This is a genomic window from Tenacibaculum sp. M341, from assembly GCF_004337695.1.
Lineage (GTDB): Bacteria > Bacteroidota > Bacteroidia > Flavobacteriales > Flavobacteriaceae > Polaribacter.
In genome coordinates this window covers 1-15223 of sequence record NZ_SJXJ01000011.1, presented here as the reverse complement: position 1 = coordinate 15223, position 15223 = coordinate 1, and the positions used below count along the sequence as shown (strand labels likewise).

The 15223-nt window shown below is 30.2% G+C and carries 8 protein-coding genes; all 8 read left to right on the top strand.

Annotated elements, in window-relative coordinates:
- Positions 1-66: 66 nt before the first annotated feature.
- On the top strand, positions 67-825 hold the full coding sequence (gene yaaA, locus EYW44_RS13780; protein WP_132724253.1) for a peroxide stress protein YaaA: 759 nt from the start codon (positions 67-69) through the stop codon (positions 823-825).
- A gap of 638 nt (positions 826-1463) precedes the next feature.
- Positions 1464-1847 carry an HU family DNA-binding protein gene (locus tag EYW44_RS13775; RefSeq protein ID WP_132724252.1) on the top strand — a complete coding sequence of 128 codons (384 nt, stop codon included), beginning with the start codon at positions 1464-1466 and terminating at the stop codon, positions 1845-1847.
- Between the two features lie 471 nt (positions 1848-2318).
- On the top strand, positions 2319-2852 hold the full coding sequence (locus tag EYW44_RS13770) for an OmpH family outer membrane protein (RefSeq protein ID WP_132724251.1): 534 nt from the start codon (positions 2319-2321) through the stop codon (positions 2850-2852).
- Between the two features lie 36 nt (positions 2853-2888).
- Positions 2889-3497 (top strand): hypothetical protein, encoded by a 609-nt coding sequence (locus tag EYW44_RS13765; protein ID WP_243643663.1) that lies wholly within the window; start codon positions 2889-2891, stop codon positions 3495-3497.
- A 134-nt stretch (positions 3498-3631) separates the two neighbouring features.
- Entirely contained in the window at positions 3632-8380 is a 4749-nt protein-coding gene (locus tag EYW44_RS13760) for a hypothetical protein (protein ID WP_132724249.1), read from the top strand.
- Positions 8381-8386: 6 nt separating this feature from the next.
- Entirely contained in the window at positions 8387-13261 is a 4875-nt protein-coding gene (locus EYW44_RS13755) for an RHS repeat domain-containing protein (RefSeq protein ID WP_132724248.1), read from the top strand.
- A gap of 3 nt (positions 13262-13264) precedes the next feature.
- Positions 13265-13630 (top strand): hypothetical protein, encoded by a 366-nt coding sequence (locus tag EYW44_RS13750; protein ID WP_132724247.1) that lies wholly within the window; start codon positions 13265-13267, stop codon positions 13628-13630.
- Between the two features lie 1146 nt (positions 13631-14776).
- Entirely contained in the window at positions 14777-15115 is a 339-nt protein-coding gene (locus EYW44_RS13745) for a hypothetical protein (RefSeq protein WP_132724246.1), read from the top strand.
- The last annotated feature ends 108 nt before the right edge of the window (positions 15116-15223 follow it).

Sequence of the window (15223 nt, the reverse complement as noted above, 5' to 3'; positions counted from 1 at the left end):
ATTATCCAAAGTCTTTTTTAAGTTGACAAAACCATTGTATTTTTGTTTACAAATAATGACACTTCAATGAAAATAATTATATCACCAGCAAAATCGTTAGATTTTGAAAATAAAGCAGCTACAGATTCTTTTACAAATTCTGATTTTTTAGAGCATTCAGAAAAATTACAGAAAAAATTAAAAACATTATCTCGAAATAAGTTATCGGAGTTAATGAAGATCTCTGATGATTTGGCGAATTTAAATTATGAAAGAAATCAGGCTTGGAGTGTACCGTTCGATTTAGAAAATGCAAAACAAGCAGTTTATAGTTTTACAGGAGAGGTCTACAGGGGACTAGATGTATACTCATTGCCAGAAGAAAAAATACCTGAATTACAAGATAAACTTAGGATTTTATCAGGGTTATATGGTTTGTTGAAGCCGTTAGATTTAATTCAGCCTTATCGATTGGAAATGGGTACGAGACTTAAAGTAGGTCGTACTGAAAATTTATATAAGTTTTGGGGTGATACATTGGCAAATTCATTAAATGAAGAGCTAGAAGATGATGAGTTATTTGTGAATTTAGCGAGTGCTGAGTATTTTAAAGCCGTTCCGAAAAAAGTATTGAAAGTACCAATGATTGTTCCTGTTTTTAAAGATTTTAAAAATGGTCAGTATAAAACAATCATGACGTTTGCTAAGAAAGCAAGAGGTTTAATGGTACGTTATCTTATAGAAAATGATATAGAAACTCTTGATGGGATCAAAGGTTTTAATGTTGATGGTTATGGTTTTTCTGAAGAAATGTCTGAAGGAAATGAATTGGTGTTTACAAGGTAGAGTATATCTTAGTTAGCAGTATGCAGTGTTTTATTTTACAGTTTTATGATTTTTAATTTATACAAAAGAAAGTCATAGCGAACGAAACGCAGTGTAGTGAAGTAATCTGTTAATTATTAAGTGCTGAATAAAATTTTTTAGAAAAACAATTACTAACTTAATGTCTACTCGAGCGCAGTCGAGAGGTTTCCAAGCAAACTAGTTATTCATTCTATCTCGACTGCGCTCGATCTGACAATATTATGGTTCTTAAGTAAGCAGTATACAGTGTCTTAGTTTACAATTTTATGACCTTGTATTTACATTAAAAGAATGTCATTGCGAACGAAACGCAGAGTAGTGAAGCAATCTGTTATTTGTTAAGAACTAAATAAAATCATCAAGATTTTTTTAGAAAAATTATTACTAACCTTTTTATGTTTACTCTAGCACTGTCGAGAGATTGTAAAAAAAAAATCAACAATCAACCCAAATATTCTTATATCCAAAATACAATAGTTACAATAACAGCTACAATGATTGAGTGTTAATTAGCAATGGTTGAAAATTGATTTTGTCTTCATAGTAAAACAACTTACTATTGTATACACAAAAAAGTTGCGCAACCTTTATTTTATTAACAATTAAATTTTTACGCTATGAGTATTACATTTAAATCAATCTCGAAAAAGAATCCAAGAGATTTAACAGCACCAAAAAAGTTTTATGCAAGTTCAATTAGTAACGGAACTACTGAATTAGAAACATTAGCCGATCTAATATCATCTCAATGTACAGTAACCAGCACCGATTGTGTGGCGGTACTTAATGCATTAGAAGAAAATGTTATTAGAGAGTTAAAGCAAGGTAGAATTGTAAAACTAGGAAAGTTAGGGGATTTTCAAGTAAGTTTAAGTTCTGAGGGCTTTGATACTGAAGAAGAGGAAACGGCAAAAGCCATTAAAAAAGCTAGAATAATTTTTAGACCTTCAGTAGGAATGCGAAATTTATTATCAACACTTACTTACAGAAAAAGAGGTTAAGAATACTTTTTAATGAACAATTGAAAAACTCAAATCGTATGATTTGAGTTTTTTTATGCAATAAATTTATAAAAAGGAGTCAATTTTTTCAAAAAAAGAACTTGACGAATTACCAAAAAGATGAAGATCGAAACTAGTTTCGATCTTCATCTTTTTTTAATAGTGCTAGTTTGAGTAATTTTTCAATTGTAAAAGAAGATTTCAAACAGGCTAATCATTTATAATTTTGATTTTCAATAGTTATAATATGTTTAATTAAATAGAATACCCTTTGTTTAAGTTTATGAAATGAGATGCATAGACAGTTTTTTTAATAACTTTTAAAAAGAATACTAGTAGCGTAGTGAATATTAAAGAGAATGAAGCTTTTAATAAAATGTTGTAAATAAAATAATTAACAAAACATTGTGATCTTTCAAAAAAAGAAAATACATTTGCACCCGATTTAATGTAAGTAAGATATAATCCACTATGAAAAAAATTACTCTAGGAGTTGCTATTATCGCATTGCTATTTTCTGTAATCACATTTTTTTACACACAAGAAAGATCTAAGTTAGTGTACGTAGATGTAAACAAACTATTAGAAGGTTACAAAAGAACCAAAGTAGTTCGTGCTGAATTTGAAAAGAAAGCAAAAGTATTACGTGCTAATGTTTACAGTTTAGTAACTGATTGGCAAAAAGAATTAAAATTGTACGAAAAAGAACGTGCTAACTATTCTAAAAAAGAATTAAACTTAAAGCAAGAATTGTTAGGGAACAAACAACAGCAGATTAACAACTACCAACAAGCTATTCAAAAACAGATTCAGGAAGAAGATAAAAAAGCTACACAAACTGTAGTAAATGATATCAATGATTACGTTACTGAATTTGGTAAGCAAAAAGGTTACAAAATGATTTTTGGAGCTAGCGGTGGTGGAAACATCATGTATGCTGATAAAAGTGCTGACTTAACAGATATTGTTTTAGAAAAATTAAACGCTGAATTTGAAGGAAAATAAACATTGCGTGCCAACGCTCTGTTAAACAGAATGACTATGAAACTTTCTCAATTAGTTATATTGCTAACCATAACTTTTGTTATAGTTAGTTGTACTACAACTTCATTTGATACCAAAGAGGAGTTGTTAACATATTTACAAGATAAAGATCATGGCTATTTACACGAAAAAAGTGTTAATGGCTATGATTTTTCGTTGCTATACAAACCAACTGATATGTTGGTAGATCAAGAGTTGAGTGATACCTATACAAAGGAAGATGTTGAAAAACTTCGCAATAAGTATAAGAAGTATTTGTACTTTACACTATCAATGTCAAGAGGAAATAAAGAATTGCTAAGTACTACACCCAGAAATCGCCAAGAATTTGGAGCTATGGTAAATGAACTTGCTTTTGGAATGGATAAAAAAGTACATGTGTTTACACCTCAAAAAGATACATTAGAGTTGTTGGATTATGTGTATCCAAGAATGTATGGAATGAGTCGTGCTACTACCATGTTATTTGTATATCCAAGAGATGAAGAATTTTTAAAAGAAGAGTATTTAAACATTACAGTAGGAGATCTAGGTACCTACACAGGCGAAGTTAAGTTTAAAGTACAAACCAAACAGATAAAAAACGAACCTCAAATTAAATTTTAAAAGTAACGTCATTCCGAGGAGGAACGACGAAGGAATCTGTTAATTGATAGTGATTAATATCGTTTATCGATCAAATAGATTACTCAATTTCCTTTTAAAACTAAATAAAATATAAAAAGATCAAATTATATATTATGATAAAGAATCATTTAACAAGAAGGACAATTGCTATGTTCTTTTTATGTAATTTTTTAAGTATACAAATATCAAATAATTTTATTTTCGGGCAAAGTTCTGGTCCTAATGCTCCAGAGGCGGCTGCTTTTGAACCAGTGGATGCTACTGACATGGTGAATTTGGTGACAGGGAATATGAGTTATGTATTACCATTAATTAATATTCCTAGTCCAGAAGGCGGTTATCCATTAGCGTTGAGTTATCATTCAGGAATAGCTGTGGATCAGGATGCAAGTTGGGTAGGTTTGGGATGGAATTTAAATCCTGGAGCTATAAATAGAATTGTAAATGGATATCCAGATGATTGGAGTAAAACTAATTTTAAAGAGTTTTTTTATGATAAAGGTTGGGATGAGGATTTTTATGAATTTAGTGCAGGTGCTACATTCAAAGGAACTTTATCTGTGGGACTTGGATTGTCATGGGGTTCCAATCAATCATTAGGTGGCTACGTCTCTGCAAGTATTGGTTTAGGAGGTGATAATGGGGCTAGTTTAGGTGGATATATTGGTACAAATGGAGTTGGAGTAAATGCAGGTTATGCTGGTTTTAAAGCAAGTATAAGTACAAATGGTGTAGGTGTAGGTTATAACACTGAAGGAAATATTAGTTTAGGTTTAGGGTTAAATTATAGTTATAATTCAGGTTTCTCTGGAGGTGTTTCAATGAATGTCAAGCATGGTAAATATAAAAATGGATGGGCAAAAGGAGGCACTATTTCATCCGGAATAGGAATTGGTTTTAGTTCTAAAGGGGTGTCAAGTAATTTAAAAATAAGAGGCTATGGAATGGGGATTTCAGCAGATGCTGGAGATATTGATGCAGGAGATTATCATGTAATTTCAAATACGAATGAATTTTTTTTACCAGCTTTTATTTTTTATATAGGATTTAATCATACAAATATTGAATATTCATTGTACAAATATAATGATCTATACACATCGGGTATTTTGTATCCAGTAGCAGCCAATAACTTGAGTCATAAATCTGGAGCTACTCTATTTGAAAATCATTTTATGGATATAAATATTATTCAACCTTTTTACGATGGTGTAACAGAATTTAATGACTTAATCGAAGAAGCTAGAGAGGACGAAAGAAATAATTTAATGTTGCCTAGTTATGATAATTATTCAGTTGGAGCTCAGGGATTATCAGGAAATATAACACCTTATAATCATGTAGATTTAATTTTGTCAGGAAGAGGTAAAGGAAGACAATTTGGAGATTTGAGAGATAGTGACGTTTTTGTCCAATCACTAAATTATTCTTTTGAAGATTATAAAAATAATTTAACAGGTGATGATTTAGGAGAATTATTGACATTGAAACAAAACTTTACATTTATTAATAATCACAATTCTTTTCTTCGAACTCAAAAAGAAAATTTATTATCAAATGAGATAGAACAATCAATAAATAAAATTACAGGAACAGACGTATTAAATTTGTATAAATACAATAAAGATTTATCTTCTTTTGATAATTCCAAAAGCTTGATAGATTCAAAGAAATTAGAGGGTAATAGTATAATTACATATACAAATAAAGATATCAGGGATAATCATTTACTAAATTTTATTGAGGCTAAAGAAGGTAATAGTACTTTGAATCGACATAATACAAAGATATTTTTAGATGATGGAATAGGAGCATTTAAGATTACTACGTTAGATGGGAAAACATATCATTATTCTTTGCCTGTTTATCAGTTTGAGAGTGTATATAAAAATTTTAAGAAAGTAAATGGTAAAGGTGATGATGTTGCTACTGAAGATGACAATTTTTATGAAATTCAAAAAAATACACCTTATGCAACACATTGGTTACTAACAGCAATAACAGGACCAGATTATGTAGATATAAATGAAAATGGAAGTTTAGATGTTGATGATTATGGTTATTGGGTTGAGTTTGATTATGGTAAATGGTCTGACGGATATATTTGGAGAACTCCAAATGGAAGAGTAGAAGAGAATATAGATAAAAAAGATTCCAAAAAATCAACTTATTCTTATAAATGGGGACGAAAACAACTTTACTATTTAGATGCTATTAAAACTAGAACCCATACAGCTTTGTTTGTAAAAAAGACCAGGCTTGATGGCTTTGGAAATGAAAAAAAGACAATGCAAAGTTTTAATGTTAACGATTTTGTAAATCAAAGTAAGGGCTATTCATCAAAAAGAACAGTTGAGGCAAAACAAACATTTTACACTATTAATGGAAACGAAGTGAATTTACCATGTCATAATATTCCAGCAGGTCAAGGTCAGACTATTTGTGTATACCCACTTTTATCAGAAAGTACAATAAGAAATATGTATACACCAAAAACTGTATTGTTAGGCTTAGATAAAATTTTACTTTTTCAAAACGATAAGTTACAAAACTTTAATAAGAGTAAATTGAGTATAAGAGAAGAAAAAGGATACAGTATTTCAACAAGAGCATATAAGTTTAACGATACATATTTTTTTAAAAATAAATCAGTTTTGAAAGAATTTGATGTCAATATATATGATAATGTTATTACAGTTGAAGATATTAAAGATTTAGGAATAGAGGAAAATGCACAAGAGGTTATTGAATTTAAACATGATTACAGTTTAACAGACGGTACTCCAAATTCTTTTTCGGGGCGTTTAAGTTTAAAAGAACTCCTATACAAGGGAAAAAGAGGTAATCAATTAATTCCGCCATATACATTTAATTATGGAGTAAACAATTCCTACGATAAAGATGATATTGATGATTGGGGATATAATAAAAAAGGAGCAGAATCATGGAGTTTAAATAATATTATAATGCCTACAGGTGGTGAAATAAATATTGTTTACGAAAATGATATATATAAAGAGGCTATTTATAATAATTCCACTTATAAAGTAGGTGGAGGAATTAGAACTAAAAGTATATTAGTAAATGATGGAGTAAAGAATATTGCTCAAACAAATTATAATTACTATGGAGGACTTACTTCTTATGCACCTAGTAAAGAACAAAAAGGGGTTCCATATGCTTCTGAATTACCTTCACCATTGGTAATGTATAGTAAAGTTGAAATGTTAAATTTGGATGGAAAAGGAGATTTTTTAGGGAAAACCGAATATAATTTTGAGACCCTTGAAGAAAAGCAGAATGAGAATGGATATATTTTTAGTTTAGGGGAGTGTTTTAGAGTTAAAGAAGATGAAAATATTATTTTTGATAATGGAAAAGTAATATCAAATAAATACACAATAGAAAGCAGATTAGGAAATTTAGGGCGTATCAATAGTATTAGTGTATATAATAAAAAACTACATCTGTTAAGTAAAGTAGAAAATAATTATAAGATAGATTTAGAGAACGATGGGGAAATTGGTGTAACTCAAGAATCTTTTTCTAGTTATAAAAGAGTGGCAAAAAATGTTTTAACTAGTAATTATGAAAAATTTTATGTTAGTTCTACTTCAAAAATAGACTATCCTAGTGTTTTAGAAAGTGTAGAAAAAAAATCAGGAAATCATTCAGTGATAGAGTATTTTGATGAATACGATTTTTTAACAGGACAATTGTTAGAATCTAGAACATATTCAAGTGATGGTAGAGGGTTTAAAAGAAAGGTAGTTCCTGCTTTTAAAAAGTACGATATGATGGGATCAAAGTTATATGATGTTGACAACAAAAATATGTTAATCCAAACAGCAGGTGAAATTAGTTATATCCTTAAAGATGGAAGATGGAAAGAGATTGGAGCTAGTGTAACAACATGGAATAATAATTGGGTGTATTTATTTGATGATAATAGCTCAGAAACTTCTAATGATGTTTGGAGGAAGCATAAAACGTACATATGGAATGGAAAATTAGCATCTGATAGCACATATGATAACTTTGTAGAGTTTGATTATAATTCTAGTGCCACTAATTTAAATTGGAAAAAAACAAGTGAGACTACAAAATACAATCAGTTTTCACAACCATTAGAAGTAAAAGACATAAATGCAAATTATATTTCTACAAAAATGGGAGATAATTATACAAAAGTAATGGCTATTTCTAATGCAGCATACGAAGATATATACTATAGTAGTGCTGAATATACAGAAGAAGGGAGTCACCAATATTTAGGAGGAAATGTATTGGTAGGAACTGCAACAGCTAGAGTATTGCAAGCACACACAGGTAGTTATAGTATGCAGATAGATGCTGGTAAAAAGTCATTTCAAGTCGATATACCTAGAAAAGAAGAAAGAAATACAGATTTGAAAAAACGATTCAAAGTATCTGTATGGGTACGTAAAGTTGATGAAAATAAAACTAAAATTTTATTGAATACCTCTCAAAAACCATTCAATGTTTCTGAGAAAGTATATGCTGGAAATTGGGTTCAATTAAATGGATATATTAATATTCCTATCGAAGGAGCTAGTGTAGCTATTACATGTACTTCAGGGACAATTTATGCAGATGATTTTAGATTACACCCAATCAGTTCAAGTATGATTAGTTACGTATATAATGAGTGGGATGAGGTTAGTTATATTATGGGATCAAATGGATTATCTACTCATTACATTTATGACACTGCTGGAAGATTGGTAGAAACACAGGTAGAGGTTATAGATAAAGTACTTAATCCAGAAACAGAAGAAGAAAAAGGAGGTTTTAAAAAGGTGTCTAGAAATTCATACAATTACAAAAGAAATAACAATTAAAAGAATATGAAAAAGATTTTTAAAAGATTAGTATTTGTTTTTACACTCTTTGTAAGTATAAATCAAGTTTATTCTCAAATAACAGAGCAGCAAGAAAATTCGATAGAAGATGTAGAAGGTTTAGCAGTTCCTATCCCTATAGGTCCTGATGATCCTATTGGACCATCAGATCCTTTTATTTACTGTGATTTTACCTTTCAGTTAAAGCTAAACGGTAGTCCATTTTCAGGAAATGTACCAGCAGAAGGTGCTATATTAGATTTGTTAGTTTATAAACAGGGACCATGTGATTTGAATATTGATGGACCAACAATTCTACCTGAAGATGATATAGAACCTGTAGATTTAAATATAATCATAGGGGGTGGAGTAGGAAGTACAGGAGGAAACACTATGTCAGTAACTACTACAACAGGAACAATTGTAAGATTAGGACCCTCAATAGAATATGAGGGATATCAAGAAGGTGCATACGTTTATAAATTAACAATTTTACCAAATAATACAGGTTCAACATTAGATCATTCATTTATTTTACGAAGTTTACCATCAATTAATCGTGTACCAAATAATAATGTAATAGTTCGGTCCACAAGAGATTCAAATGTCATTTTAATTCAGTCAGCAAGTACCAATCCAACACACGGTATTTTTTATATAGATATGGATGAAGATGGATTTGGGTATGGAAATAGAGGTTTGTATTTTGAATTAACAAATGTTCCTCATAATTATGCAGATAACAATCTAGATCAATGTCCAACAGAATTTGGAACAGGAAATGGGTGTCCTGATGCTGAAGGAGATTTACAGTTTAATTATGTAAGATCAGGTGCTTATAATAGAGATGGAAAGTTATTAGGCGAAATCAAGACATATTACGATGATTTAGGAAAAAGAATACAGTCACAGACATATGATATAAGTAGTAAAAAAATATGGGTAAATGAAACAAAATATGATTCACAAGGTCGCCCAGCATTGCAGACATTGAGCGCTCCTGTAAAATTTAATTCTCCTGCTTTCAATTTTGAATATCAAACAGATTTTATTCAAAAGGAAGGAGGTACCTTTACTAATGAAGATTTTGAGCATGACTCAGAAAATCCAACTATGGTCACAAATATTCCAAATTCATTAGGTTGGTATTATAGTAGGGCAAATGAAGGAGAAAAGTTTCAAGATGTTACTAATCGACCATATTTGAGAACTATTTATAGTGATTTAATGCCTGGTTTAGTAAAACAAACTATTGGAGGAAATAAGATTAATGGAGAATGGAAGCATGGGGTCAGTTTTACATTACCAGTAGCTCAAGAAATGTATTACACATTTGGTTATGAGAAGTTTTCAAAGAATCAACCTATTGCAGATACTTATGAGAATATTAACTCTGTAATTAATGACTCGAGTAACCAAATGGTATGGTTAAAAGCAACTAAAATTATTGTAGAGGATGTTGATGGAAATGAATCAGTGGTTTTTTTTGATACAGATGGTAAGACTTTGGGAGCAGCAAAATCAGGATGGAATAATGATTCAGCAGTAAGAACAACAGCACCAGCTCAGTATGAGTTATTATCATTGATAGGAGAGCAGGGGTTTGTGGATATTCATATACCCAAAGGATGTGAAAATACATTAAGTTTTTTAGGTCCTGATCCTCATAGAGTTTATAAAGTATATGATTTAAAAACAGAAGAGATTGTTACTACTACTTATGCAATTCAAAATGCTGGTTTTTATCGCATAGAATATATAGGTATGAAAGAGTATACTAAAGCTTCTAATTTAACATATATATCTAGTGATGGATCTATTAACGCAGTTGAAGGAAATTTAGCTGTAGGGGTTCGTTATAAAGTAAATTATTACGATTATAGTTTAAATGAGTATAATGACATCGGACAATTAACAGCAACATTACAACCATTAGGATTTAATGAAGAATGTTTTAGCAACACAAACAAAATAAAGGCTACAGTTAGTCATAATGAGGGGTTAAAATCTTATTTTAAATATGATATATCTGGACAGTTAATTGCTACAGAAAGTCCAGATGAAGGGAATGCTTGGTTTATTTACAGAGAAGACGGACAGATTCGTTATTCTATAAATAGTAAACAATGGGAACAAGGCGAGTTTTCTTATACTGAGTATGATGAATTAGGACGTCCTGTTGAAAGTGGAGTTTATGAAGGAAATATTTCAAATTATTTAGAGGCTTTTCCAACAGTAGAGATTACAATAGAAATGAATCCTTTTAAGGAAGTATTGCGAAATAGCGTGGAATATGATGAACCTACTATCCCTAGGGGATCAAATGATCGTAAAGAGCAGCACCATACAAAATATGATTTTTTAAATAGTACTGATGTAACATATCTTAATGGAGTTCATACTTCATATGGAAATCCTTCATTTTTGGCAAGCAATGTAGCTAAAACATCCAATGAGAATTCAATTACTTATTACAGTTACGATGTATATGGAAGAGTACAATGGATTGTACAGAAAATGATTGGGTTTTATGGAGGGGTTAAAGGTGTAACGATTGATTATGAATACGATCCAGTTACAAGCCAAGTATTACAAGTAGTGTTTCAAAAATACAATACTGCTGAAAAGTTTATTCATAGATATACTTATGATGAACATACACAGCAGTTGGTAAAAGTGGAAACTTCTACTGATGGAAGTAGGTATACTACACATGCTGATTATACGTATTATGAAACAGGCGCTTTAAAACGTACTACATTAGCAGATGGTATTCAGGATATTGATTATGTATACAATTTAGCTGGGCAATTAAAATCTATTAACCATCCAAGTTTAGCAACAGATCTTGATTTAAATCCTAATGGAACAGATTTGTTTGGTGTTACGTTAGATTATTACAGTGGAGATTACGCAAGGGATACAAATAAATTTTCCTATACATCAGCTAATGAAGACCAATACAACGGCAATATCAAAGCAATGACTTGGAATACATTGATAGAAGGCAGCGAAACAAGTCCGTTACAGTATTTTTATGAATACGATCGTAATAATTGGTTGACAAAAGCAACTTTTGACGATTTAGATAATGATATTCCAGAGACTGTAGTGTTGGATACTCCATTAATAGGAAGTCAAACCATTAAAGCGTCCAATTCTATTATATTCAAAGATGGTTTTTCTATAGTTGCTTCTAATACAACCAGATTAAGTGCTACTATCAATCCAACAGCAGGAGCAAGTTTATATGCGAATGGTGATTATAACGTAAGTAATTTAACTTATGATGCCAATGGTAATATAAAAAGCTTGTTTAGAAATAAGAATACTGAAAAGATTGGTACTGAAGATTCTAATAGAATGGATGAGTTGAGTTATGAGTATTATGAAAACAAACCAAATCAGTTAAAACGTGTAGATGATGCAGTAACTATTGATACCCACGCAGATGATATTAAAGATCAAGATGGTGATAATTATGAGTATAACAGCATTGGTCAGCTAATAAGAAATGAAGAAGAGAAGGTAGATTACGAATATAATGCGAGTGGACTGGTAACCTTGGTAAAATATAATGGAAAAAATAAAGTAGCTTTTCAGTATAATGACAAAAATTTTAGAACTGTCAAATTAACATATGAAAACGATGGAGTTTCAGTAGAAAAAAGAACTGACTATTTATTAGATGTAGCTGGAAAAGTATTGGCGATTTATGAAAATGGTATACAAAAAGAATTCCCAATTTATGGTGCTGGTAGGTTAGGGATTTATAATAAAGCAACTAGTACGAGCGTTTATCAATTGACAGATCACTTAGGAAATGTACGTGCGGTCATAGCAAAAGATGAAACGGGTAATGCAGCAGCTATTACGAGTGCTACAGATTATTATCCTTTTGGAATGGCAATGACAAACCGTAAATGGGGGGCAAATGGGTATCGTTATGGATATCAGGGAGAGTTTGCTGAGACAGATGTTGAGACATTAAAGCCATCTTTTCAACTAAGGATATATGAACCTAGAATAGGTAGATGGCTTACACCAGATCCTTATGGTCAATATCATTCACCTTATATGGCAATGGACAATACTCCAAACCAGTCTGTTGATCCTGACGGAGGGTGTACAGATAAAGATGGAAATGAATGTGAAAAACCTGAAAATGGAGGAGTAGTTTATGATGGTGGAGGGAATCCATGGAGTTATTCAGAAGGAGCTTGGAATACAGAGTTTGATTTTGGTCTGTCCGAAGTTATAATAACTGGTAGAACATCTGAAGTAGCAAGAATTATGTCTGATCCTTCATGGTTGTTGATTAATGGTCCAGGTTCAGCAAGAAGAAGTATGGATGGAGCATTAGTAGGTATTGCAGCTTTGATGGCTGCACCTATTGTTTTACCTGGAATTATGGCTATAGGTTCATTTGTGCCTTCAGTTGGTACAACAGTTTCATCATTGGTATCAAGAAATGGATTAGCAACTTTATATGATTTAGGTTCTGAGATTTATGCAAATGATTTTCATTTCGAAAGAGTAAATATTCTGGGGGTAGGCTTAACCTTAATTGGAGTTAAAGGTATTGCAGGAGAACTCATTAATTCAGGTGTAGATATCACATGGGAAAAAGGTCTAGAAATAAAAACACTAGAGCAAACGATGTTGAGTCTACATGCTGGGAGGTTAAACTCAAAATTAGCATACAAAGGAAGAATAGGAGGTGGATATTTTTTCTCAGCTTTAACTCAGAGTTATGTGAAAAAGTTGGAAGATCAAATCAATCAGAACTTATTAAAAGAAAGTTTTTTTTCCATTCATGAATTAAAAAATAGTAACTTTAATTATATTAAGATAAATGGGGGAAAACCTCTAAAAGAATAGTTTATGCAAAAATTTTATGGTATAATAGGTTTTTTATCTATAACGTTGCTAGCTGTATTAATTTTTTTATCAATAAAAAGAAACGTAGATTTAGCAAATAATGGTCTGAGAACAAAAGGAAAGATAGTTGATGAATATTACATAGGAGGAAAACATTATGTGAAGTATATTTTCTTTGTTAATAACAGAAGATATTCAGGAGAAGAAAAAGTGTCTAAGTTTAAATGTGATAATGGAAGTGTTTGTTGTATTGGAAGTATTTTTACAGTTATTTATGATGAGAATGATCCAAGTAATTGTGATATAGACTTAGGAAAATACAATAAACATAAATATAAAACTAAAGTTTACCCTATATTTAAAAGATAATTCCATAGTTCGCTAGTATATTAAAGTAAAGGCTAGAATCTTTTCTAATGGCGTTCATGAATGAGTAACCAGATCGCTCTCAGATATGCTGGTGCGGATTTGCACCTTAAATCCGTAAGTCTAAAATTAATTTAAAAAATGATAAAAGAAAGCAGCAGAGATTTTTATAATCTCTACTGCTTTTTATGTTTATACTGTTTTTTGATATACTTTATAGTTTTATTTATTAGCAACTGAATTTTATGGTGTTTAATTCCAGATCGCTCGTATATGCTAGTGCGGATTTTCAATCCGTATCAAAACTACTTTAACTTATAACAATGGAGGTAGTTGTTTTATATTTGAAAAGTTGTGAATATAAATAATTATATTAAATAAGAATTACATCTTACAGGTTTGTGAGCTATTTTAGTTCATTAATCAGGAAGATATAGGTAAATATGTAGGATTAAATGGTAGTCCTTTTTTCAGTTTTGAAGGGAAATTAAATTTTAAAACACAAGTTAGATTTAAATGGGTCTGATAATAAATATTATTTTAATAATCTCATTATTATTTATTCTTTTTAATATAGTTGATTTTATAAAAGTGTATGAAGAAAATGGTGGAAATGAATCTGATTTTCATGAAAACCTATTCGATTTTAATAATAAAAGTTTTTCGAAACCTAATATGGAAAATATTAAAAGGGCAAGATTAAGTTTGCTAAAGATTCTTTTATTTATCATGATTTTTATAATTGTCATGGTTTTAAAGTAGTCTCCAGCTCACGCTCGAATTAATGTCTCGGCCTAAAAAAGTTTACATATTTTAGATTAATCCTATGATACATTTACTATAGCTTGCTCCCAAATGAATAAATAAAAGTAATGGCTCGACTCTGTCGAGTATCATTAATGTTAATCAAATAAAATAATAAACATCAAAACTACTTTGATTTATAATAATGTAGATAGTTGTTCTATATTTAGAAAGTAATGAATTTAAATTATCATAATAAATAAGGATTATATTTAGCAGGCTTATGAGTTAATTTAGTTAACGAATCACTCGACGGGAGTCGAGCGCCAGCTTAGGGACTTGCAGGAATTTATGGCACTTGGACTTTATTTGGATATAAAAACAATAATCATAAAACAGATAAAAATGAAATTCCTAAATAAAATTTTTAAAAAGAAAAAAAATATACAAGAATATATTGATTATATAGATGATAAAAAGATTAATTTTCAGTTAGATATAGGTAGTGTTATACATTCTGAAAAACAGAATAGAGTAGATATACAGGTATTTAGACAAGAAGTTATAAAAGATTTTAACTTTGAAGTTTTAGAAGAATATATATATATGATAATGTTGAGTTTTAATGATGAAAAAATTAATAATTCATTAAATTATAAAAAATTTAAAAATTCTTCATTGTTTGATGAAAGTTTATATGTAAACCTGTATGGAAAAACATATTTAATGAGGAAGTCATCTTGACTTTTTTTGAGAAAAAATTAAGGGTTGTAGATATTTGTGTTGCGAAACATAAAAACACAACCCTATGTACCAAGTACTAAGCAAAGATATGATAGAATTAGAAATAGT